The organism is Lentzea rhizosphaerae (genome assembly GCF_042649515.1).
In the GTDB taxonomy this organism is placed as follows: Bacteria; Actinomycetota; Actinomycetes; order Mycobacteriales; family Pseudonocardiaceae; genus Lentzea; species Lentzea aerocolonigenes.
The window spans coordinates 62,525-84,500 of the sequence record NZ_JBHRZI010000023.1 but is presented as its reverse complement, the minus strand read 5'-3'; the positions used below and the strand labels follow the sequence as shown (position 1 = coordinate 84,500).

The window sequence follows — 21,976 nt, the reverse complement described above, 5'->3', positions numbered from 1 at the left end:
GGTCCTGATATTTGCACGAAGAATTACCTGGGATTGACCCTGTTTCGTTTTGTTGGCTGACGAGGAGTCGATTTGGACGCCGTGCGGTCCTTGCGATCGGTGGAGAGCAAGTCGCCTGCCGTGACCCGGGCCGTGGCGCTGGTCGAAGAACTGGCCCGGCAGCGGCGTCCACTCGGCATCGCGGAACTCGCCCGGTCGCTCGACCTCGCGAAGTCGACGGTGGCGAATCTCTGCACCGCCCTCGAGGGCACGCACATGATCCGGCGGGTCGACGGCAGGTGGGCGCTCGGATACAAGGTGGTCGAGCTCGGTCAGGCGTTCCTCGCGGGCACCGATCTCGTCCAGGAGTTCCGCCGGACCGCGAGCGGGCTGCCGGTCGGCGCGCAGGAGACGGTGCTGCTCGCCGTGCTCGACGGTCTCGAGGTCGTCTACCTCGCCCGCCACGACGGCAGCCAGCCGGTCCGCCTGGCGAGCGACATCGGCCGCCGCATGCCCGCCGTGGTGACGGCCCTGGGCAAGGCGATGCTCGCGTCCCTGCCCGGCGACGAACTGGAGGAACGGCTCTCCGGCGTCGGCAGGCTCCCCGTGCTCACACCCAGGTCGCACCGCGGCGTGGACGAGCTGCGCGCCGACCTCGACGCGACGCGGGAGCGCGGGTACGCGGTCGACGACGAGCAGAACACCGAGGGTGTCGTCTGCGTCAGCGTGGCCCTGCCCGGCACCGAGATCCCCACCGCCGTGAGCGCGACCCTGCTGGCGGCCCGCATGACCGACCAGCTGCGCACCGGCCTCGTGCGGGATCTGACCGCGCTCGCCGAGGGACTGGCCCGATCCGTCACCCGATAGTGGGAATTCTCGTCACGATCCGCCGTGCCGGGCGTCTCAATTCGTGAATCAGCTCGAAACTGCGCGGGCCAGCGTCAACACCTTCGTGAAACCTCAAGTGGTGCTCAAGTTGTCGAAGCGTTATGGCGAATGTGAGTAACCTGTTTCGCGATTGAAAGTTGTACCAAATGCTGAACGCGATGGCGGGCTGACTCGTTCGGTACGACCCTGGTGCGGACAAGGGAGTCGGGGAATGGCGCTGTCCGAAGTGGGTGAGCGGCTGACCACCGGGCGACCGGCCGGGCGGCGCCGAGAGCTGCGCCGGGTGGTCGCCGAGGTGCGGGAGGTCGTCGCCGGCCGTTTCGGGGTCCTGCACCTGCGCGGGCCGCGTGCCATCGGGAAGTCGGCGCTGGTCGAGCTGCTGCGCGAGCAGGTCTGCGACGAGGCGGACGTCCTCGTGACCACCTGCACCGGCAGCGAGGACCTCGCCGCCGCGAGGAGCCTGCTGGGCGCGGACGCGGTCGACGCGCTGCCTGCCGGACGCGACGAGCACGCCCGGCCGTACGCGCTGAACGACCTGGTCGTCCTGCGCGCGGCGGACCGGCCGCTGGTGCTCGTGCTCGACGACGCCCACCGCTGCGACCGCGCGACCGCCCGCTGGCTCGCGGTGCTCGCGCGTCGCATCCCGCAGCCGCGCATCTGCGTCGTGCTGGTCTACCCGTGTGCGGAGCGGATCGCCGCCGAGGAGATGTTCGCCGATCTCAGCGGCGCCGTGGACACGACCACGATCGACCTCGGCCCGTTCGACGAGGCCGACGTGACGGAGCTGATCGCCCGCGAGTGCGGGTTCATTCCCGAGCGCGACACCGTCCTCACCGCGCTGGAAGCCACCGCAGGCATCCCGGAGGTCGCACTGGCCTGGGCGGCGAAGGCCTGCTCCCGCGACGTCGTGCCCGACGTCGAGGAAGAGCTCGTCGCGTGGCAGCTCGCGTGGCTGCAGGACCAGCCGGAGCCGACGCGCCGGTACGTCACCGCGGTGGCCGTGCTCGGCGGCACCGAGGCCGCGAGCGCCGCGACGCTCGCCGAGATCTCACCGGCGGCAGCCGAGGCGAAGCGCGCGGAACTGATCGCCGTCGGCGTGCTCACCCCGGCCGGGTGCTTCCGTTCGTCCGTGCTGCGCGAACGGGTGCTCGACGGCGCGGAGGACCTGGCGGAGGTCCGGACGAGGGCGGCACGGCTGCTCACGGACGAGGGCCGCCCGCAGGAGGAGATCGCCCGGCTGGTCATGCTGCTGCCCGAGCTGACCGAGGTGTGGATGTTCTGCGCGTTGCGTGGCGCGGCACGGGAGAACACGCTCGCCCCGGAGCTGGCGGTGAGCTACCTGCGCAGGGTGCTGGACGCGGTGCCCGGCCACGTCGACACGCGCCGCGAACTGGCGACCCGGTTGTCCGAGATCGACCCGTCGGCGGCGATGGACGTCTACGCGGAGCTGCTCGCCGACGTCACCGATCCCGCGGTGCGTGTGTCGGTCGCGATCAGCTGCGGCGCGGTGGCGCTGCGGGTGGGCCGCGGGCCCGAGGGGTTCCGGTTGCTCTCCGGCTACCTGTCCGAAGAGGAGCGCACGGGCAGGCTCGCCGCGGTCGACCCCGAGCTGCGGGCCCAGACCGAGGCCATGGCCCTCGCCAACGGGTTCGGTGGCTCGGCCACCGTCAGCCAGGCGATGGACCGCGCGCGTGTGATCACACCGTCCGAGGGCCGGGCGGAGGGCGGGCGCAGGCTCGCGCAGCAGCTCGCGAGGGCCGAGGTGCTGCGCGGCGAGTCACTTCCCACCGCACTGGGCCACCTCCGGTCAGCGCTTCCCGCGCCTGGCGGCGCCCGCGGGTTCTGGGACGTCTTCACGGTCACGTCGCTGCACTTCTGCGGCGAGCCGGCCGCCGCCGTGACGCTGGTGGACGAGATCGTCGAGGCCGGTGATGTGGAGACCCGCAAGGTCGCCCTGGCAACTCGCGCAGGCCTCGTGTACGACACGGGTGACCTGCTGCAGGCGGAGCGGGACGCCTGCGCCGTGCTGGAGATGCCCGGTCCCGAGGACTTCTGCGCGCTGACGGTGCTGGCGTCGGTGCTGGTGCGCCGCGGCGACACCGACCGGACCGAGCAACTCCTGCACCGCATGCACACACCGCGCGACCCGGTCGAGTACGGCTGGGCGCTGGACGTCAGGGCGCACTGGCTGTGGAACTGCGGCGACCACGACGCGGCACTGGACATGCTCCAGCGGTGCGGCCGGGAGTTCGACGCGATGGGCGTGCACAACCCGGTGCTCGTGCCGTGGTGGATCGACGCCGTCGCGGTGAACATGCGGCTGGGCAGGCTCGCCGAGGCGGCCGAGATCGCCGAACGCGGTGCCGACGCCGCACTCGCCTGGAACACGCCGGCCGCGCGCGGCTACGCCCTGCTCGCCGAGGGGATGAGCACGGGAGACGTCCTGACGCTGGAGCAGGCCGTGACCGAACTGGGCGAGGCGGGATCGCGGCTGTGCGAAGCACAGGCGTTGCGGGCGCTGGGCAACGCGCTGATGCGCGCACAGGACGAGAAGACGGCCCGCAAGCACCTGCGTGCGGCGATGGACATCGCGGTGCGCTGCGGCGCGAGCATGGCCGCGGACCGGGCGCACGAGCTGCTGACCGCCGCGGGCGGCCGGGTGAGCGCGGTGCACGCCTCACCCAGGGACGCGCTCACCAGCGGTGAGCTCAGGGTCGCGGAGCTCGCCGCCGACGGGCTGACCAACCGGGAGATCGCCGAGAAGTTGTACGTGACGGTGCGGACCGTGGAGAGCCACCTCTCGAACGCCTACCGGAAACTGGGCGCCCAGACCCGTGCCGAGCTCGCGGTGCAGCTGCGATGAGCGGCGGGGGAGTTGTCGCGATGGTGGAACGAGACGCTGTGCGGGCAGTGGAGCTGCGATGAACCCCCGGGGAGTGATCGCGCTGGTCGAACGGGACGCCGCGCTCGCCGTGCTGGAACGGTCGATGCGGATGCTGGCAGCGGGCCGGTCGTCGTTGCTGGAGATCTGCGGCCACCGCGGCACCGGCAGGACCGCGGTGCTGGACCACGCCGTCCACCTCGCCCGGCGCGCGGACGTCACGGTGCTGACGGCCGCGGGCGGGTGCCCGGCGGTGGGCGGACCCGGCGGTGCGGTGGCCGAGCTGATGTCCCAGCTGCACCGCGACGACCGCGGCCCGGCGGCCGTCGGGGCGCTGGTGGAGCTGGCTCGTGACCGCCCGGTGCTCGTCGCGGTCGACGACGCGGACCTGCTCGACGCCGAGTCGCTCGCCTGGCTCGCGAGCCTGGCCGGACGGGCCGTCGGGGTGCCGATGGTGGTCGCGGTCGTCACGGACGCCTGCCTCCCGGTGCTGCCCGGCGCCACGACTGTGCCGTTGCGGCCGCTCGGGCACGACGGTGTCTCGGGGCTGGTGACCGGCAGGTTCGGCAGGCCGGGCGACGACGAGTTCGCCACTGCCCTGCACGACCACACCGGTGGCCGTCCGGCGACGTTGCGGCCGTTGCTCGACCGGTGTGCGGAGGACGGCCTGGAACCCGTCGGCGCCAGCACCGGCGCGGTCGCGGGCATCGCGGCCGACGTGCTCGCGGACTTCACCACGCGTGCCGTCCGCTCGCTGCCCGCGGAGGCCGTCGACCTGCTGCGGGTGATCGCGATCTGCGGTCCGTCGTTCCCGGCCGACCTGATGGGGGTGCTGGCCGGGCTGCGGACGATCTCGCCCGGCCGGGCTCTGGAGCTGCTCGTGGGCGCGGGACTCGTGACGGCGCCGGGCAAACCGGAGCTGGCCGCGGGCATCAGGGTCGCGCGGGTGCTGGAGGGCATGCCGACCCGAGCACGCGAAGACCTGCACGCACGGGCGGCCCGGCTCGGACACCAGTGCGCCGTCCACCCGTCCGAGGTGGCGCGGTTGCTGGTCGGGGCCCCGCCGCTCGGCGAGCCGTGGGTGGTGCCGCTGCTGCGGGCCGCCGCACGGGACGAGGTGGACGGTGACTGTCCGGCCGAGGCCACCGCGTACCTGCGGCGGGCGTTGGCCGAGCACGTCACACCGCTCGTGCGAGCCGAGCTCGTGCTGGAGCTCGCCACCGCGGAGCACGTGGCCGAACCCGTCGCCGCGGACCGCAGGCTCGCCAGGATGTTGCTGGAACCCCAGCCACCGGAGTGCGCGGACGTGCGGCTCGCGGCGGCGGACCAGTTGTGGGGACGCGGCGACGCCGCCCTGCTGCGGCGCACGCTGACCGCGGTGCGGTCGTCCGGGGGCGATCGCGAAGCCGTCACGTCGTTGTACTGGATCGCCGACGACGCTCCGGTCGAGACGCCGGAGCTGGGCATTCTCGAGACGGCCGAACTGCCCGGCTCGTGCGGCAACCCCGATCGCGCGGGGGTCGCCGCGTGGATGCACGCGTGCGAGGGCGTCGACGCCGAACGCGCCAGGGCGGCGGCGAGGACCGCCCTCGACGCACCCGCCAAGCTGCTCACGTCGCGGCTGTTCGGGTGCCTCACGCTGGGCGCGCTCGACGACGTCGCCGGGGCCGTCGCCGGCCTGGACCTGGTCATCGCCGAGGCCCGGCGGAGGCGGCTGATCACGGTCGTGCCGCAGGCGCTGATGATGCGGGCGAAGGTGCGCGCGATGGCGGGCGACCTCGACCACGCCGCCGCCGACATGGAGCAGGCGCGGTCGGCGTACCCGCTGGAGAACCTGCACCCGGACGCGCGACCGATCATGGTCGCCGCGGACGTGCTGGTGAACCTCGAACGCGGCGACCTCGACCGCGCGATCGAGCTGGCCGCGAGCCAGCCGGACGAGCGGATCGGCTTCGGTTACGCGCGGACGTTCTTCAGCTTCGCCCGCGCCGTGCTCGCTCTCGTGACCGGCGACCCCGCCGAGGCCGTGGCGCGCGCGGACGAGTGCGGACGCTGGATGCTGTCCCGGCAGTGGGTGAACCCCGCCGCACTGCCGTGGCGGTCGATCGCCGCTGCCGCCCTGGCCGCGACCGGCGATCACGAACGCGCGGCCCGCACGTGTGCTCGCGACCTGGAACTCGCCCAGCGCTGGGGCGCGCCCAGCACCACGGCCCGCGCTCACCTGAGCTGCGCGGCCGTCGTCGGCGGAGAGGATCACCTGCGGGAGGCCGTCCGCCTGCTCACGGGCTCACCGTTCCGGCTGCTGCGCGCGACCGCACTGCTCGAGCTCGCCCAGGTCGTGGACCCCGCGTCCGCGGCGCCGATGATCGGTGAGGCGGCGGAGATCGCCGTCCTGTGCCGATCGACCCCGCTGATCCACCGGGCCCGCGGGCTCGGCTGGGTTCCCACGGCATGACGAGAGGATGCGCGACCGGAGTGCTGCTCGAACGCGATGACGAGACGAGCCAGGTGGCCCGGGCTCTCGAGCAGGCCCTGGACGGCAGCGGCAGCGTCGTGGTGCTGTCCGGTCCGCTGGGGAACGGCAAGACCGCGCTCCTCCGCGCGCTGTCCCGGCATCCCGCCGCCGCGTCGTTCTCCGTGTTGCACGCCTCCGCGACCTCGATGGAACGTGATCACGCCCACGGGGTGGTGCGGCAGCTCCTCGACCCGGTGCTGGCCGCCGCTCCGGCGGAGGTGTGGGAAGGGCCTGCGGCACAAGCAGGTCCGGTGCTCGGCAGGGGAGACGCCGACGACGTGACCCAGTCCGTCCACATCGGACTTCTCGCCCTCGTTCGCAACCTCAGCGCGGCCAAACCGCTCTTCGTGCTCGTCGACGACCTGCAGTGGTCCGACGAGCCTTCGCTCGCGGTGCTCGAACTGCTGGCCGGCCGCATCCGGCACCTGCGGGTGGTGATGGTGGTGACTGTGCGGGAGGGAGATCCACTCGCCGAACGGCCCGCGGCGGCGGCGGTTCTCGCGGCGGCCACCCGGCGGCTGAGACCGCGGCCGCTGAGCCCGGCAGGAGCCGCCAAGCTCGTTCGCGCCAAGCTGGGACGCGAGTGCGACGAGGCGTTCGGGCTGGCCTGTCACGAGGTGACCGGCGGCAATCCGTTGCTGCTCACCGGACTCGCGCTGGCGTGGGCGGTGGGGGACGAGCCGCCGACGGAGACGAACGCGGAGCTGGTGCGCACGGTGCGTCCGGCGCAGGTCCGGGAGCGGGTGGTCGCCTGCATGAGGGCGCAGCCGGAGCCGGTGCGGCGGCTGTTGAAGGCGGCGGCGGTGCTGGGGGAGTCCGCCGAGCTGGACGTGGTGAGCGCGCTCGCCGATCTCGACGAACCGTCGACCGCGGAGATCGTGCGCGGTCTGGAGCGGCTCGGGTTGTTCCGCGGCACCGGGTTCGCCCATCCGGGTGCGCGGGAGGCGGTCGACGACCTGATGACCGCCGGTGAACGCGAACAGCTCCACCTCCGCGCTGTGCGGTTGCTGTACGACCTGGGCAAACCCGTGGAGGCGGTGGCGGGGCAGCTGCTCGCCACCACGACGCCTCAGGGCGTGTGGGCGGTGGAGGCCCTGCGGGACGCCGCGCACGTCGCACTGCGGCGCGGTGCACCGGAGACCGCTGTCGCCTACCTGCGGCGCGCACTGCTGGACACGTCCGTCGACGGGCAGGACCGGGCCACGGTCCTCGTCGAGCTGGCGAGCGCGGAACGCCTGCTGGACGTGAACGCGGCGGTGCGCACGCTCTCGTACGCGATCGCGCTGCTGCCCGGTCCCCGCGAACGGGCGGCCGCGTTGATCAGGCTCACGCCCGCGGTGATGGGGGACGCGCCGGACGCCGTCGTCTCGATCCTGCGCGGCGTCGTCGACGAGTTCGGTCCGCCGGAGCAGCTCAGCGGGGTCGATCGCGACCTCTCCCTGCGGCTCGAGGCCAGACTCCGCTTCATCTGGCGGACCGAGCCGTGGGGGCTCGCCGGCACCGCTGCGCGGCTGGACGAGCTGCAGGAGGCCGAGTGGACCGACAGCGGGGCGGCCCGCGAACTGCTGTCGGTGCTGGTCAACGCGGCGGCGCTGACCGCGAGCGTGCCCGCGCGCCGGGTGGCGGTGCTGGCCGAGCAGCTGCTGGCTCGTCAGCCGGCGTCGTCGACGCACTCCGCCAGCGCGGCGCCGCTGCTGGTGACGGCACTGGCCGCGGCGGACTCGCCCGGCGCGGTGGCGGGCTGGCTGGAGAGAGCGCTCGGCGCCGCGCGGCAACGGGGTGACGTCGTCGAACAGGCGATGATCCGCACCGAGCAGTCGTTGGTCCACCTCGTGACCGGCCAGGTCGCCGAGGCGACGCGCGCCGCGTCCGACGCCCTCGACCTCGGTGCGTGGGACTCGGGTTCGGTCGGCACGTCGGCGGCTGTCGTGTCCGGCGCCGTCGCACTGCAGCTCGGTGATCCGATCCTCGTCGACCAGGTGCTCGCCTCGGTCGAGGCGGAGCGCGGGAACCCGTGCCTGGTCACGGTGACCGGGCTGCTGCGCGCGCACGCGGCCGTCGCACGCGGTGCGCACGCCGCCGCCGCGCTGACGCTGACCGACTGCGGCGCACACCTGGACCGGTCCGGCTGGCGCAACCCCGTGCTGTTCCCGTGGCGGTCGGCGCTCGCGCTCGTGAAGCTCAAGCTCGGCGCCACCTGCGACGCGATCGCGCTCGCCGAGGAGGAGCGGCTGATCGCGGAGGAGTGGGGTGCGGCGTCGGGCATCGGCAGAACGCTGCGGGTGCTCGGGAGAATCGTCGGAGGCGACCGCGGCCTGGAGCTGACCGGCCGCGCGATCGAGGTGCTGCGGACCTCGGCACACCGGCTGGAGCTCCTGCACGCGCTCAGACAACGTGCCGAGTTCACGGAATGTCCGGATTCGTGGCGTTCCTGTCTCGAACTCGCCGAGGAAACCGGTGCGCAGAGAATCGCCGATCGTGCTCGTGTCGCACTCGGTTTCAGTGCTCCTTCGAGCGCCAGCGGAAAACTGACGCGATCCGAGCAGAAAGTCGCGATGCTCGCGGTGGGCGGCCGGTCGAACCAGGAAATCGCCGAGATGCTCGACGTCACCTCGAGAGCTGTCGAGAAACACCTCACGAACACCTATCGCAAGCTCGGGGTGCGGGGGCGCTCGGAGCTGGCCGAGGCGCTCCGGAGCGTGGGGTCGACGTCACCCGGCTTGATGACGCGCTGACACCAGTTCGGAGCAGTCCGACCGATGCAGAACGGCTAATGCAATCGCCTGAACAGCCCATCTTCAACTGAGCACACGTCATACGTCTGACCGAACCGTCACGCTCCGTGCACCCCCTACCGAACCATAGGTGGTACGGCACCACAGTATTTGGTACGCGACGTTGACCCGGACTCCCGAGACTCCCTAACATTTTTCCCAGATCGGTGGAAACTTCAACGACCTCGGCTTTGTTCGGTCGAGCGTTCGGAGAACAGTTGAGGAATCGTGTTTCGTCGACACGACCGTGTCCTTCGGGAAGGTGGATCGACAATGACGGAAACCGCGGTCGAATGGGAGCCCTCGGTGGATGTCAGGGCCCCGTTTTCGGGTTTGCGACCGGTGAGCGACTCCTCGTCCGAGCCGGTGGACTTCCTGGCCAGAGTGCGGGCTGTCGGTGAGAAGTGGAGCGGCGACCGCCACGGCGAGCTCGTGGACGTCCTGCTGCAGGCGGCCGGTGACAACCCCGAGCTCGCGAACCTCGTGCGCAGCAGCGGGTCGATCCTCGAGGAGTTCCTGGAAGGCTTCCGGCGCAACGCGGGTCAGGCCACGAGCGTGCCGCGGGACCTGGCCGCCGACCTGATCGCGGGCCGCGCGGTGCCGCAGCCCGTGCTGGACAGCCTGGCCACGCGCTACCTCGTCGCAGTCGTCCGCAGCGGCGCTTCCGGGCGCGGCAAGGCGGTCTCGGCCGAGCTCGCGGGCCCCGGCGTCCTCAGCACGCGCCACGACGGCGACCTCGTGCTGCTGATCCCGGACATCGACGACTGCCGCACGAAGCGCATCACCGGACACCTCACCCAGTGGCTGAACGGCAGCGGCTGGCTCGCCGTCGCGAAGCGGGGAAGGGCCCAGCTCGCGGACGGCTTCCGCGAGGCGAGCGACGTCCTGCGCCTCGTCGCGGCGGGCAGGCGCGCCAGCGGGATGTACAGCATCAACGACGTCCTCGTCGAGTACGCGGTGATCCGCCACGAGGAGGTCACCGAGAACCTGGTCGCGGTGATCAAGCCGCTGCGGGCCCACGCGGTCCTGTGGGAGACGCTCACGGCCCTGATCGACGCCGACTACAACCGCAACAAGGCGGCGAAGAACCTCTTCATCCACCGCAGCACGCTCGACTACCGGCTGCAGCGGATCGCCGGCGTCACCGGCTGCGACCCGACGAGCGGCCGCGGCGTGCAGCTGCTGACCGCCGCGCTGATCGCCGATTCGGTGCGCTGACTCCGGCCGCAGGAACGAGAGCCGTCCGCCGGGTGCTCCGGCGCACGGCTCTGCGTCTGCTCCGTGCCAGTGCGGGAGGGACTGAGCAGACGATCCGGGGGTCAGAAAGCGTTGGTGAGGCAGGCCAGCCGGTCGCCCGCCGTGCCCGCCTTGCCGTGCTCCGTGCTGGTGTGCGCGGCGTGGACGACGACGGAGTTGGCCTCGCCCTTGCGGAACTCCCAGCCGACCGTCGCCGAGGAGGTCGCCCAGCCCTTGGCGTCGGTGGTGAAGTCCAGCCAGATCTCGTTCTCCGCGTTGGCGTACTTCGAGTCGACGCTCGGCGTGACCGGGTCCTTCTGGTCCTGGTAGTGCGGGCCGGAGTCGGCCGGTTTCGCGCCGCACGGCTTGGTGTGCACGTGCGAGCCGTACTTGGTGTCCGGCAGCAGGCCCGTGACCGTCAGCGTCACGGTGGTCCGCCCGCCGTCGACCTTCGCGGACGTCGCGAGCTGCGCGCCGGCCGGAATCCGCTTCGTGTCGTAGGTGATGCCCTTCGGCTGCTCGCCGGAGGCCGCGGGCCCGGTGACCGCGACTCCCACCACCGGGGTCACCCCGGTCGAGGCCGGGGCGGGGCTCGCGTCGCCGCCGGAGGAACAGGCGGCGAGTCCGGCCGCCAGCAGGACGGTGCCCGCGAAGGCGGTCGCGGTCGTGCGCATCGATTCTCCTAGTTGTTTCGTCCGAAGTGGATGGACAGTCGTGAAAGTGCGCTACCCGATCGGGTACGTGAGGGTGGAGCCGTTCCGCTCGGAGGAGCTGATGGTGATGGACGCCCCGATCAGGCTTCCGCCTCTGCGGGCGGCCACGCTCACCGTCTGGCCCGTCTTCCACCACCAGTTCGCGAAGAGCCGGCAGCCGCGTCCGGAGATGACGAGGATCGGCGAGGAGACTCTGGCGTTGTGCTGGTTGAGCCCGGTGATCTCGAAGTCGCCCGACTCCGGCCTGGTGTTGCAGAGCTCCAGCTGCACCGACGGCGAGGACGCCTGAGCCAGTCCGGGTGATCCCAGTCCGGCGGCGACGACGGCCGCGACCACCAGTGTCTTGCGTGTGAAGGGAAGCATCTCTCACCTCTCGTGGGGTGCTTGCAGGTAAAAACTAATTCCACAGTGGACGGTCTTGGGCGGCTTTCCGGACGATGCGCAAGAAGTTCGTGGGTCGGCGGAGATGTCCGGACAAGAAGACGGTCCCCCGCCCCGGCCGTGGTGGCCAGGACGGGGGACCGTCGCGTTCGGACGAGCTCAGCCGGCCAGGCCGACCCTGCCCCAGTACGGGTGGTAGGTCCGCCAGGACACCCAGACCTTCGCCAGGTTGTCCTGGTTGACGTCGATGAACCCGCTGCTCTGCGCACCGCGGGAGCAGTCGGAGGAGGAGTAGAACGTGAGGTCCGGCGTCGAGTAGTTGTCGACGTGCACGCTCGAGCTGTACGTCTGCCCGGACGGCAGGTTCCTCAGGCAGACGCGGGAGCTGGGCGCGCTCGTGTTGTTCGAGCGGTCGATGAGCACGCTCTTGGTCTCCGAAGGCACCTTCGAGAAGGCGACGACGTGCTGACCCGCGGGGGAGTCGGCCTGGGCGGCGGGTGCCCCGAGGAGCGCCGCCGCAGCGACGACCACGGCGACGGCGGAGCGCTTCACGACGAACTTCGGCATTGCTGGTCCTTCCGGAATGTGACGGCACCGAGAGCGTGACACGGCGAATTCCGAAATTCATCGGTGTGGAAGCGGCTCACGCTCAGACTTCATCAGTCTTCTGAACGACTTCCGCAGAAACCCGTGATCGGGCCGGCGCGGGCGAGGTGAAGTGGGCGACGAGGCCGATGATGAACAGGACGACGCCGAGGATCCAGTAAGACGTGCCCGAGATCAGTCCGATGAGGACGAACGCGACGCCCGACGCCATGATCACGGCCAGGTGCTTGGCCGGCGATCCGGGCGTGAGGCTGAGCGCGATGATCCGTTCCGAATGCCACGGATTGGCTTGCTCGAGTGAGGTCCTGCTGTCAGGCAACGACGTGTTCTTGGTTCTGTCCATTGCAGCGAGTACGTCCTTTCGACGGTTCGGCATCTTCGGGTGGTACGTGCGCCCAGGGCTTCCATCGGTCGTCAGATCCGGTTTCGCCAGGCCTGCCAACCTGTGGCCACGGGAACGGCCGCAGTCAGCAGAGCGCCCAGCACGATCACCAGCACGGAGGAGACCTGCACGCCCGCGACGACCAGGGTCAGGCCGGCCAGGTACGTGGCGATCACGACGAGGGCCGGTCTGATGCCACGTGGTGCACCGGCGCTGCCCAGCGCGGCCAGTTTCTGGGCCAGCTCGGGGGATTCCTCGGCCAGGTGTTGCTCGATCTCGGCGAGCTGGCGCTTCTCGAAGTCTCGTGCCGCCATGATTCGGTCTGCTCCCTCCAGGTGTGGTTCGTCCTTGACCTCGATTCACGTCCGCAGCAGTGCGACGGTGGTCGTGTCCTTCGGCAGGCGCTGGGCGGGGATCGTGAACACCGATCCCGCGTGGTCGAGAACGGCGGCCGCGGCGGTGCCGAGCTGCTCGTGCGGCCTCGGCTCCTCTCGCAGGCGGATGACTTCGGGGCCGTGCGGATGCCGTCCCCACCAGGTGGACTCGGTTGCCACGACGAGGGTCTGGACGTGACCGCGCTCCGCCGCGGTGACGACCCCGGCCGGTTCGTGGAGCGTCCGGCCGGTGCCGCGCAGGGCCAGCACCGCGTCGGCGGCGGCGAAGTCGCGTGCCCGCAACACGGGTTCGACGATCGGCCACGTGCGCCGGTGCATCGTCTCGGGACTGATGCGGTCGGTGATGTCCGGGACCGTGGGCGTCATCAGGCCCGGCCAGGAATTCGTCCCGCGGTAGGCGGCTTGCAGATGGGCTTCACCGACCACCACCAACGGCGCCCTGGTCCGGCCCGCCGCGTCGCGAACGACCGCCTCCACCAACTCGAAGTGGTGGTGGGCGAGCGTGGTGCGGACGTCGAGCGAGCCGAGTGAGGTGACCTCGTCGAAACCGGAGCGGGTGCCGGAGAACAGGCGGGTCTCGGCCTTCCCGAGCTGGAGCACCAGGAACCTGCCGCCCGCGTTGAGCGCGGGCAACAGCGGTGTGAGGGTGAACCTGTCTCCCACGGTGGCCATCTCCGGCAGCGGTGTCGGCACCCAGTACGTCCGCGTGGCGCCACCGCTTGCGAACAAAGCGATTCCGGCGGCGGGCCGTTCCCACAACCACAGGTCCTCAGCGAGATCCCGGGCCCCGTCCAGGACGGCCGCGACGTCGGCGGTGCTCGTCCCGTCGGTCCGCAGAACGTGTTCCACCCGTCGCACGAGGTTCGCGAAGCGAACCCGCGCCGGAAGCGCTGAGCCGCCGGCTCGCCGCGTGGACAGGAACATCGACGCCCGGTGACCGCCGCGGTCCGCGGCGAGACGCGGGAACTCGTCCACGTGCGGCACCGTGCAGCCGGACACTGCCGTTCGCACTTCAGCCTCCTGAGACTCGGGTTGGTTCATCCACTCCCACGGTGCCCGGTGGCGTGGCGGATCTCAGGAGCGTCCGCCGGTCGATTGAGGAGAGATCAGGTTGCCGGTGGTCGGCAACGTCCGGGTGTCGCCGTCCGGGTGAACTGGGTATGGTCGAGACCGACACAGGTCGGAGGTTCCGATGACGCGGCAAGTGATCCACGTCCGCCAGGGCGTCGCCCAGGCGCTCCGATGACCCCGAAGGCACGCGGCAGGCGGCGCAAGGCGAACCAGGGCCTGGACGAGCCGGGCGGTGCCTGGCTGGATGGTGTCGCCCAGGACGCCAGCGCGGCGGCGGGTGGTGTGCCGGTCGAGCTGCTGGGTGACTTCCTGCCGTTGCTGGCCGACGCCGCGGCGAGCGGGAGGCGGCCCCGGCGCTCCGAGTTGGAGGCGGTGGAGGCGCTCGGCCGCCGAGCGGCGGAGCTGGGTGTGTCGGCTGGTAGCGCCGTCCAGCTGTACCTGTCGGCGTCCTGGCGGCTGTGGCGGGAACTTCCTGTCGTGGTCCGTTCCAGCGACAGTGAAGTCGTGCGCGCCGCCGCCGAGGCCGTGTTGCACGTGGTCTCCGACGCGGTCGCGATCCTCGCGGACGGCTACAACTCGGCGCGGCGGCAGATGGTCAGGCGTGAGGAGACGCTGCGGCGGGAGCTGGTCGACGACCTGTTGCGCGGTGACTCCGACGTGGGTGGGATCGTGGAGCGCGCCGAGCCGTTCGGCCTGGACCTGGCCCGGCCGCATCAGGTCGCGCTGGCCGCACCGCACCGGCGGCTCCCGGACGTCGACGCGGCGACCAGTTCGCTGGAGCGCATCGTGTTGGACAGTCTCGGTGACCGCGACGTCCTCGTCGCGACGAAGGACGGATTGGTCGTCGTGCTCGCGCCGGGGGAGTCCGAAGCGCTGGGGCGGACGGATCTGGGGTCGCTGATGCTCGCCGAGCTCGACCGGCTGCCGCGGGGCAGGCCGTGGCAGGTGGCGGTGGGCCGGGCGTATCCGGGGTCCTACGGCATCGCCCGTTCCTACGAGGAGGCGCGTGAGGCGTTGACCATGGCGTCACGGCTGCACCTCGACACGCAGGTGATCCGGGCCGAGCAGCTGCTCGTCTACCGCGTGCTGGTGCGCGACCAGCCCGCGATCGTCGACCTCGTGAACGCCGTCCTGGGTCCGCTCGAGAACGCCCGTGGCGGAGCGGAACCGTTGCTGGCCACCCTCGAGACCTACTTCGCCACCGGTGACGTGGCGACCGAGACCGCCCGGCAGCTGCACCTGTCCGTGCGCGCGGTCACCTACCGGCTCGGCCGGATCAAGACGCTGACCGGCTACGACCCCACCGACCCCGCCCACCGGTTCACCCTCCACGCCACCGTGCTGGGGGCGAGACTGCTCGGCTGGCCGGGGAAGTCACCCCAGTAGTTGCCGACGATCGGCAATCTGAGCGAGGACTAGTCGACCGGCCGGAGACGCTGCCGAACCCTGGGCGCGGGAGGCAGAGTTGATGTCAGCCGGCCGAAGTTCGCCCACCGCTCGACCTTGGAGACCATCATGCACAGCGTGCCGGTCATGGAGACCGTGCAACCGAATCGGCTCACCGACCACCTGCCCGCGTTGAGGGACCGGCTGGAGCGGGAACGAGCGTTCCGGCTCGAGCAGCTCGCGGAGCTCGGCTCGACCTCCCGGCCAGGTGACGACGCGCTGCGTGAGGTGACCGAACAGATCACCGCTGCCGCCACGATCGCCCTCAACGACATCGAGATCGCTCTTCTGCGCATGGACATCGGGTCCTACGGCCGCTGCCAGACCTGTCACGCGGAGATCCCGATCCGTTTGCTGGAGGCGATTCCCCAACTGCGGCTCTGCCCGGCCTGTCAGCACGACGGCACGAGCAAGCGGTCGAGGATTGACCTGGTCGACGTCTGGGGCCACGGCTCGTTCCCGGCGAGCGATCCACCGGCCAACTGGTGAGGTCGCTGTACGACGAGATCAGCCGTCGATCCACTCCGGACGTGTCGTGGAACCGGGGTCGAGGCGCTCGAGAATCCGTTCGTGCGCAGTGCGCATCTGGTCGAGCTGAGCCGGACTGAGGACGTCCACGATCAGGTCGCGCACGAGGGCGACATGACCGACCGCCGCTCGTTCGACTGCGGCCAGGCCCCGGCGCTGGAGGAGATGGCGTTCCTGAACATCACCCTCAACGTCCGCAACGGCTGGTCCTGGCAGAGCGGCTGGAAGCTCGCCGAACCGTCCGCCTGACCTGATCTCGTTCACCAGAGAGGAATTCGCGCCGTGATGGCCCCGGTACGTCTCAACCACGCCGTGTTGTTCGTCGCCGACCTGGAACGCGCCGAGCGTTTCTACACCGACGTGTTCGGCATGGAACTCGTCGCTCGTGAGGCCGGGGTCGGCGCCGTGTTCCTCCGGCTGCCCCGCTCCGGCAACCACCACGACCTAGGCCTGTTCGCCGGCGACCAGGCCGGCTCCCGGCAGCGCCGCGTCGGCCTCTTCCACCTCGCCTGGCAGGTGGACACCATCGACGAGCTCGCCGAGTTCCGTCAGCGGCTGACCGAGGCCGGCGCCCGCACCGGTGAGTCGAGCCACGGCGCCACCAAAAGCGTCTACGGCATCGACACCGACGGCAACCAGTTCGAGGTCATGTGGATGCTCCCGCGCGACGACTGGGGCGCCTACGCCAACGCCGGCGTCGTGGAGTTCCTCGATCTCCCCGCGGAGGTCCTCAAGTGGTCGGGCGTGCGCACCGCGGGCCAGATCGTCCAGGAAACCGTTGTGTGAGCGAGGGAGTGACCGATGACTGACAAGCCGATTGTGGTGGGAGTGGACGGATCCCCCTCGGCGATCCACGCCGCGCGCTGGGCCGCCGCGGAGGCCGCCCGGCGTGGCACCCGGCTCGTGCTCGTGCACAGCAGCCCGCCTCTTCCCGTGCACTCGGCGAAGGTCGTGGCACCGCAGGTGGAACGAGCACCGAACTCGTCACCGGTGGTGCGGCCGAGCAACTCGTCGGACGATCGGCGTCCGCGGAGCTCGTGGTCCTGGGCTCACGCGGACTGGGCGGGTTCACCGGGCTCCTCGTGGGCTCGATCGCGGTGGCCGTCAGCACGCACGCCCTGTGCCCCGTGATCGTGGTGCGCGAAGCACAACCCCAAGCCGACCGCGCTGAAAACGCACCGATCGTGGTCGGCGTCGACGGTTCCGCCGCCAGCGACGCGGCACTCGAGTTCGCGTTCGAGGCGGCCGCACTGCGCGGCGCACCGGTGCTCGCCGTGCGCGCCTGGCGCGACGATCTGGCCGACGCGATGCGGCTCACCGTGCTGACCGCGGCGAGCGTAGAGGCGATCGAGGCCGACGAACGACGGCTGCTGGCAGAGCAGGTGGCCGTGCGCGCCCAGGCCTGCCCGGATGTGCCGGTGCGGCAACTGCTCACCCGCGACGGACCGGCGTCCGCCCTGATCGGTCGGTCCGCATCGGCACAGCTCGTGGTGGTTGGCACGCGTGGGCGGGGAGGCTTCCGCGGCCTGCTGCTCGGATCGACCAGCCAATCGCTGATCTACCACGCGGAGTGCCCCGTCGCGGTTGTCCCGCCCGCGCACCGGTGACGCCCTGGAGGTGGTCACACCCACAACAGCACGAGGAGGCAACAAATGACGAACGTGCCCAACACCGTGCAGAGCCCGCCGCGCGGAACCTATCGGCTGCGACTCGCGCCGGGCGAGGTCCGTGAACTCGGCAGGTACCTGTCCGTCATCGTCGCCAGGGTGCGAGCGGCGATGACGGACGAACGAGGTCCTCTCCCCAACGAGAAGCTGACGATCGACCTGGCCGGCGCCCCCACCGCCCCTGGCGCGCAACTGGTCCTGCTCGTCAAGCTGTTGCGCCGCAACCTGGGCGACGGCGTCGTCATCGAGCTCACCGGCGTGGCCCCGACGATCCGCACGTCTCTCGTCGCGTTCGGCATTCCACGCGACGTGGCGGTGATCGACTCTCGCGGCCGCTCCTGGAAGGCCTGAAACGCCAAGGCCTTCACGTTTCGCAGGAGCTTCGCTACGGTGGTTCTGGGAGCGCTCCCAGGCCAATGCCCCGCGCGACCTGCACAGAGGAGTGCCGATGCCGGGAAGAACCAGAAAACGCACCACAGCGCTCGCCGCCCTGGGAGCCGCGGTGTCCATCGCGTGCACCGTCCTGACGGCTGCGGCGGGCGGGTCGTGGGCGAGTGACACGAGCGCGGCGGCCCCGTTCGCGTGCCGGGTCGAGTACACGACCAACGACTGGGGCGGCGGGTTCGGCGCCGAGGTGACCATCTCGAACCTCGGATCGTCGGCGATCAACGGCTGGACGCTGACCTACACCTACCCAGGCAACCAGACCTTGCAGCACGGCTGGAGCGGTGGCTGGTCCCAGTCGGGCAAGAAGATCACCGTTACGAGCCTGAGCTGGAACAGCACCGTTCCGGCGGGCGGCAGCGTCGGTGCCGGGGCGACCTTCTCCTACAGCGGCACCAATGCCGAGCCGACGGACTTCGCCGTCAACGGTTCCGCGTGCACCGGCACCGGCCCGACGACCACGACGACCACGACCACGACGACCACTCCGCCGGTTGACGTTCCCGCACCGGCGTTGCGCGTCTCCGGCAACAAGATCGTGACGGCGGAGGGCGAGCCGTACCGGCTGCTGGGGGTGAGCAGGTCCAGCGGTGAATACGCCTGTGTGCAGGGCAAGGGCATGTGGGACGGCGGCCCGGTGGACCAGGCGTCGGTGGACGCGATGAAGACCTGGAACATCCACGCGGTGCGGATCCCGTTGAACGAGGAGTGCTGGCTCGGTGTCAACGGCACACCCGGCGGCGCCGTCTACCAGCAGGCCGTCAAGGACTACGTGGACCTGTTGGTGCGCAACGGCATCAACGTGATCCTCGACCTGCACTGGACCTGGGGCGCCTACCCGAACGGGCCGGACTGGCACTGCAAGGACGAGCACGCCGTGTGCCAGAAACCGATGCCGGACGCGCGGTACGCCCCGCAGTTCTGGACCGGTGTCGCCACCGCGTTCAAGGGCAACGACGCCGTCGTCTTCGACCTGTTCAACGAGCCGTACCCGGAGATCGCCAGCGACTGGAACAAGACCCTGGGCTGGCAGTGCTGGCGGGACGGCGGCACCTGCACCGGTCTTCCGTACGAAACCGCGGGCATGCAGGACCTGGTCGATGCGGTGCGGGCCACCGGCGCGACGAACGTCCTCGTGCTGGGCGGTCTCGAGTGGGCGAACGACATGCGGGAGTGGCTGGCCCACAAGCCGGTCGACCCGCTGAACAACATCGCGGCGTCCTGGCACGCCTACAGCTTCAACGCCTGCGCCAGCGAATCCTGCTGGGACACCCAGGTCGCCCCGCTCGCCGAACAGGTTCCCGTGGTGCTCGGCGAGTTCGGCCAGGACAACTGCGGTTTCGACTACATGCAGCGGCTGGTGAACTGGGCGGACACGCACCGGCTGAGCTACCTCGCGTGGACCTGGAACCCGTGGGGCTGCAGCACGGGCGCCGTGCTCATCAAGGACTGGAACGGCACGCCCGAACCCGGCGTCGGTGAGGGCCTCAAGGCCCACCTGCTCACCCAGAACCCTTACGCCACCAGGTAACCGGAGAGCGTGCGGGCACCTGGTGCCCGCACGCCCGCTTTCAGTTCACCCGGACGATCTGCCACTGCTGGCTGTTCGCAGAGGTGTCCGTGACCTGGACGATCCGGTCGCCCGCCTTCGTCGACGAGTTCAGGACGGCGAGAACCTTGCCGCTGTTGACGTTGCGGAGCTTGCTGTACCCGTTGCCCGCGTCGATCAGCTTGCCGCTGCGCCTGCTGGAGATCTCGTACGCGCCCGCGCTCACGGCCTCGAACTTCCAGTTCTGGTTGTCGGCGCCGTTGTAGCCCCACTGGGTGATGCCCGCACCGTCCGAAGTGGACCCCGAGGTGACGTCCAGCGTCAGCCCGCTGTTGCGGTTCACGATCTTGTAGTAGCCGTTCTGGCCGGGGAAGGGCGTGCTGGAGAACGCGTCCAGCGCACAGGTGGTGTTGGAGGAAGCCGCATTCTTCGTCCCCTTGCACACGACCTTGATCGTGTGCGACCCGGCGGACAGGTCCGTCCTGCGCAACAGCACGACCTGCTTCGTCACGGACGGCGCGTACGCGTCGATGTCGGACTGCGAGAGTGTGCCGTCGAGGTACACGTCCGCGGAACCGGCGATGACCAGCGCGAACGAGGTCAACGCCGACGACCAGGACAGTGTTCGCCTTGCAGAGCGGAATGTTGCCACACCGTTTCCTCTCGTCGACGTTCGCGGAAACATATGACGTATAACGTCGGACGTCAACGGGTGACTTCTGTCGGTCGGGTCCCTTGGGTCCACAGTGGAGGGGCGGTCAACTCCTTGGTGGACAAGTGATGACACGACCCGGTGGTTACCAACGAACATGTGCGTGCGGTAGTGCCACCTGCCTGAACCGTGTATGTGAGCGTTAACAGAAATGGATGTTAACGCGGATTGTCAACGATGGGACTCGGTCCTGTTGGATGCTGAAGACTTGACTTCAAAATTCCTGGAAACCCTGTCTCAGTAGCGAACATGGTGACAGGGGGTGTGTTGCTCCTCGATTCCAAGTTGCTCCGAAATGAGGTATTGGGGTTCCCGTTGCGTCCTGTTAGCGTTAACGCCGCTCTGGACGAGACCGGCGGCACGGTTCCGGCCGCCTTCTGTCCACAAAGGACGAGATTCCTGCACATCGCAGATTGGGAGTGGTCACCATCGAGACTTCACGCCTGAGGAAACGTCGTGGCGGGAGCCGGCGCCTGCTGCGCGGTGCCCTGGCCGCCGGCGTGCTCCTGAGCTCAACGGTGATCGGCGTGCCGCCGGCGAACGCCGCCAACCCGATCATTGCCGACCGCTTCGTGGCGGACCCGTCCGCGCACGTGTTCAACGGGCGGGTGCACCTCTACCTCACCGACGACCAGACCAACAGCGGTACCTACTGGGACTCGAAGGCGTGGCGGTCCTACTCGTCGTCGAACCTGGTGGACTGGACCGACCACGGCGACATCTTCTCGGTCGCGGGTTTCTCCTGGGCGAGCCAGTACGCGTGGGCGCCAGGCGCGACGGAACGCAACGGCCGCTACTACCTCTACCTCCCCGTCGACCGCACCAAGATCGGCGTGGCGGTCTCGTCGTCGCCGACGGGCCCGTTCACCGACGGGCGGGGCAGCGCGCTGGTGGACAAGGCCAGGGACGCGAACACGGGGGAGGAGCCCATTGACCCGATGATTTTCACCGACGACGACGGATCGTCCTACATGTACTTCGGCACGCGCACGCCGAAGGTGGTCAAGCTGGGCGCGGACATGGTGTCGACCGCCGGGCCGATCGCCGACGTCGGCGTGACCGGTGCGACGAAGTACGGCGAGGCGCCGCACCTGCACAAGATCGGCGACACGTACTACTTCTCGTACTCGACCGGCTGGCCGGGGCAGATCCACTACGCCACCGGCTCGTCACCGCTGGGCCCGTTCACCTACCGCGGCGTGCTCCTCGACTACGTCAACGTCAACACCAACCACCACTCGCTCTTCCAGTACCAGGGCCAGTGGTACGTCGCGTACCACAAGAACGCGCGTGAGGGCGGCGGCAACCACAAGCGGTCCGTGGTGATGGACCGGCTCTTCCACAACCCCGACGGCACGATCCGCACGGTGGTGCAGACCGCGGGCGGCGTGGGCGCGTTCGCGAGCTTCACCGCGCAGCACAGCGGTTTGCGGCTGGACACCTCGGGTTCGGCGGTCCAGCAGGCGACCGCGTCGAACGCCGAGTCCCAGCACTGGCAGCTCCGCGCGAAGCCGGGCGGGTACGTCGAGGTGCTCAACCGCGCCACCGGTTCGTGCCTGGACGTGTCCGGTGGTTCGACCGCGGACGGTGCGAGCGTGCTGCAGTGGCAGTGCCACGGAGGCACCAACCAGCAGTGGACCGTGCGCACCGTCGACGCGACCACCGTGTCACTGGTGAACCGCGCCAGCGGCAAGTGCCTCGACGTCCCGTCGTCGAGCACGACCAGCGAAACGTTGCTCGTCCAGTGGACCTGCAGCGGCAGCGCGAACCAGCGCTGGCAGCAGACGGTCGCCTGAGGTGAACCGTGCC

General features: G+C 70.3%; 20 protein-coding genes and 1 pseudogene. 14 read left to right on the top strand and 7 right to left on the bottom strand.

All coding sequences use genetic code 11. From position 1 onward, the window contains the following. Positions 1 to 81 precede the first annotated feature (81 nt). The 5 genes from ACFOWZ_RS27600 to ACFOWZ_RS27580 all read left to right on the top strand — a co-directional run bounded on the left by ACFOWZ_RS27600 (position 82) and on the right by ACFOWZ_RS27580 (position 10,255). A complete protein-coding gene (locus ACFOWZ_RS27600) occupies positions 82 to 846 on the top strand; it encodes an IclR family transcriptional regulator (protein ID WP_382376806.1) in 765 nt (254 codons plus the stop codon). A 232-nt stretch (positions 847 to 1,078) separates the two neighbouring features. Further along, complete coding sequence (locus ACFOWZ_RS27595) at positions 1,079 to 3,730, top strand: helix-turn-helix transcriptional regulator (RefSeq protein WP_382376805.1); 2,652 nt, start codon at positions 1,079 to 1,081, stop codon at positions 3,728 to 3,730. 58 nt (positions 3,731 to 3,788) lie between these two features. Next, positions 3,789 to 6,203, top strand: coding sequence for a hypothetical protein (locus ACFOWZ_RS27590; protein ID WP_382376804.1), 2,415 nt, complete (start codon positions 3,789 to 3,791; stop codon positions 6,201 to 6,203). After that, positions 6,200 to 8,998, top strand: a complete 2,799-nt coding sequence (locus ACFOWZ_RS27585) for an ATP-binding protein (RefSeq protein WP_382376803.1) — start codon at positions 6,200 to 6,202, stop codon at positions 8,996 to 8,998. The genes ACFOWZ_RS27590 and ACFOWZ_RS27585 overlap by 4 nt, the downstream gene beginning before the upstream one ends. A gap of 381 nt (positions 8,999 to 9,379) precedes the next feature. Beyond that, positions 9,380 to 10,255: a PucR family transcriptional regulator gene (locus tag ACFOWZ_RS27580; protein ID WP_382376802.1), complete on the top strand. Its 876-nt coding sequence runs from the start codon at positions 9,380 to 9,382 to the stop codon at positions 10,253 to 10,255. Positions 10,256 to 10,356: 101 nt separating this feature from the next. On the opposite strand, the gene ACFOWZ_RS27575 is transcribed toward ACFOWZ_RS27580, so the two are convergent. From ACFOWZ_RS27575 to ACFOWZ_RS27550, 6 genes are all read right to left on the bottom strand, one after another. Continuing rightward, positions 10,357 to 10,947 (bottom strand): superoxide dismutase family protein, encoded by a 591-nt coding sequence (locus tag ACFOWZ_RS27575; protein ID WP_382376801.1) that lies wholly within the window; start codon positions 10,945 to 10,947, stop codon positions 10,357 to 10,359. 51 nt (positions 10,948 to 10,998) lie between these two features. Next, on the bottom strand, positions 10,999 to 11,349 hold the full coding sequence (locus ACFOWZ_RS27570; protein ID WP_382376800.1) for a hypothetical protein: 351 nt from the start codon (positions 11,347 to 11,349) through the stop codon (positions 10,999 to 11,001). A 177-nt stretch (positions 11,350 to 11,526) separates the two neighbouring features. Further along, positions 11,527 to 11,934 (bottom strand): hypothetical protein, encoded by a 408-nt coding sequence (locus ACFOWZ_RS27565; protein WP_382376799.1) that lies wholly within the window; start codon positions 11,932 to 11,934, stop codon positions 11,527 to 11,529. Positions 11,935 to 12,016: 82 nt separating this feature from the next. Beyond that, the gene (locus tag ACFOWZ_RS27560; RefSeq protein ID WP_382376798.1) at positions 12,017 to 12,349 is read right to left on the bottom strand and encodes a hypothetical protein; all 333 of its coding nucleotides are present in this window, start codon (positions 12,347 to 12,349) and stop codon (positions 12,017 to 12,019) included. Between the two features lie 38 nt (positions 12,350 to 12,387). After that, entirely contained in the window at positions 12,388 to 12,669 is a 282-nt protein-coding gene (locus ACFOWZ_RS27555) for a DUF3040 domain-containing protein (RefSeq protein ID WP_382376797.1), read from the bottom strand. Positions 12,670 to 12,714: 45 nt separating this feature from the next. Beyond that, entirely contained in the window at positions 12,715 to 13,761 is a 1,047-nt protein-coding gene (locus ACFOWZ_RS27550; protein WP_382376796.1) for a baeRF3 domain-containing protein, read from the bottom strand. A gap of 231 nt (positions 13,762 to 13,992) precedes the next feature. Here ACFOWZ_RS27550 and ACFOWZ_RS27545 point away from each other — a divergent pair, with 231 nt between their 5' ends. The 8 genes and pseudogenes from ACFOWZ_RS27545 (at position 13,993) to ACFOWZ_RS27510 (ending at position 19,437) form a co-directional block, all read left to right on the top strand. Beyond that, entirely contained in the window at positions 13,993 to 15,207 is a 1,215-nt protein-coding gene (locus tag ACFOWZ_RS27545) for a PucR family transcriptional regulator (RefSeq protein WP_382376795.1), read from the top strand. Between the two features lie 147 nt (positions 15,208 to 15,354). Then, entirely contained in the window at positions 15,355 to 15,756 is a 402-nt protein-coding gene (locus tag ACFOWZ_RS27540) for a TraR/DksA family transcriptional regulator (RefSeq protein WP_382376794.1), read from the top strand. A gap of 81 nt (positions 15,757 to 15,837) precedes the next feature. After that, complete coding sequence (locus ACFOWZ_RS27535) at positions 15,838 to 16,044, top strand: hypothetical protein (protein WP_382376792.1); 207 nt, start codon at positions 15,838 to 15,840, stop codon at positions 16,042 to 16,044. A 36-nt stretch (positions 16,045 to 16,080) separates the two neighbouring features. Then, positions 16,081 to 16,581 carry a VOC family protein gene (locus ACFOWZ_RS27530; protein WP_382376791.1) on the top strand — a complete coding sequence of 167 codons (501 nt, stop codon included), beginning with the start codon at positions 16,081 to 16,083 and terminating at the stop codon, positions 16,579 to 16,581. A 15-nt stretch (positions 16,582 to 16,596) separates the two neighbouring features. Continuing rightward, positions 16,597 to 16,877: pseudogene (locus ACFOWZ_RS27525) on the top strand (universal stress protein); the annotation flags it as partial. 45 nt (positions 16,878 to 16,922) lie between these two features. Next, positions 16,923 to 17,402, top strand: a complete 480-nt coding sequence (locus ACFOWZ_RS27520; RefSeq protein WP_382376988.1) for a universal stress protein — start codon at positions 16,923 to 16,925, stop codon at positions 17,400 to 17,402. A 45-nt stretch (positions 17,403 to 17,447) separates the two neighbouring features. Continuing rightward, positions 17,448 to 17,813, top strand: a complete 366-nt coding sequence (locus ACFOWZ_RS27515) for a hypothetical protein (protein WP_382376790.1) — start codon at positions 17,448 to 17,450, stop codon at positions 17,811 to 17,813. A 97-nt stretch (positions 17,814 to 17,910) separates the two neighbouring features. After that, the gene (locus tag ACFOWZ_RS27510) at positions 17,911 to 19,437 is read left to right on the top strand and encodes a cellulase family glycosylhydrolase (protein ID WP_382376789.1); all 1,527 of its coding nucleotides are present in this window, start codon (positions 17,911 to 17,913) and stop codon (positions 19,435 to 19,437) included. A gap of 40 nt (positions 19,438 to 19,477) precedes the next feature. Here the strand turns inward: ACFOWZ_RS27510 and ACFOWZ_RS27505 are convergent, their stop codons facing one another. Further along, on the bottom strand, positions 19,478 to 20,107 hold the full coding sequence (locus tag ACFOWZ_RS27505; protein ID WP_382376788.1) for an RICIN domain-containing protein: 630 nt from the start codon (positions 20,105 to 20,107) through the stop codon (positions 19,478 to 19,480). 479 nt (positions 20,108 to 20,586) lie between these two features. Here ACFOWZ_RS27505 and ACFOWZ_RS27500 point away from each other — a divergent pair, with 479 nt between their 5' ends. Then, positions 20,587 to 21,963 (top strand): family 43 glycosylhydrolase, encoded by a 1,377-nt coding sequence (locus ACFOWZ_RS27500; RefSeq protein WP_382376787.1) that lies wholly within the window; start codon positions 20,587 to 20,589, stop codon positions 21,961 to 21,963. Positions 21,964 to 21,976 lie beyond the last annotated feature (13 nt).

What these genes read in the sequence shown, in the direction of transcription:
- ACFOWZ_RS27595 (WP_382376805.1), top strand. Translation starts at nt 1,079, where the DNA reads ATGGCGCTGTCCGAAGTGGGTGAGCGGCTGACCACCGGGCGACCGGCC.
- ACFOWZ_RS27590 (WP_382376804.1), top strand. Translation starts at nt 3,789, where the DNA reads ATGAACCCCCGGGGAGTGATCGCGCTGGTCGAACGGGACGCCGCGCTC.
- ACFOWZ_RS27585 (WP_382376803.1), top strand. Translation starts at nt 6,200, where the DNA reads ATGACGAGAGGATGCGCGACCGGAGTGCTGCTCGAACGCGATGACGAG.
- ACFOWZ_RS27575 (WP_382376801.1), bottom strand. Translation starts at nt 10,947, where the DNA reads ATGCGCACGACCGCGACCGCCTTCGCGGGCACCGTCCTGCTGGCGGCC.
- ACFOWZ_RS27570 (WP_382376800.1), bottom strand. Translation starts at nt 11,349, where the DNA reads ATGCTTCCCTTCACACGCAAGACACTGGTGGTCGCGGCCGTCGTCGCC.
- ACFOWZ_RS27565 (WP_382376799.1), bottom strand. Translation starts at nt 11,934, where the DNA reads ATGCCGAAGTTCGTCGTGAAGCGCTCCGCCGTCGCCGTGGTCGTCGCT.
- ACFOWZ_RS27560 (WP_382376798.1), bottom strand. Translation starts at nt 12,349, where the DNA reads ATGCCGAACCGTCGAAAGGACGTACTCGCTGCAATGGACAGAACCAAG.
- ACFOWZ_RS27555 (WP_382376797.1), bottom strand. Translation starts at nt 12,669, where the DNA reads ATGGCGGCACGAGACTTCGAGAAGCGCCAGCTCGCCGAGATCGAGCAA.
- ACFOWZ_RS27545 (WP_382376795.1), top strand. Translation starts at nt 13,993, where the DNA reads ATGACCCCGAAGGCACGCGGCAGGCGGCGCAAGGCGAACCAGGGCCTG.
- ACFOWZ_RS27540 (WP_382376794.1), top strand. Translation starts at nt 15,355, where the DNA reads ATGGAGACCGTGCAACCGAATCGGCTCACCGACCACCTGCCCGCGTTG.
- ACFOWZ_RS27530 (WP_382376791.1), top strand. Translation starts at nt 16,081, where the DNA reads ATGGCCCCGGTACGTCTCAACCACGCCGTGTTGTTCGTCGCCGACCTG.
- ACFOWZ_RS27515 (WP_382376790.1), top strand. Translation starts at nt 17,448, where the DNA reads ATGACGAACGTGCCCAACACCGTGCAGAGCCCGCCGCGCGGAACCTAT.
- ACFOWZ_RS27510 (WP_382376789.1), top strand. Translation starts at nt 17,911, where the DNA reads ATGCCGGGAAGAACCAGAAAACGCACCACAGCGCTCGCCGCCCTGGGA.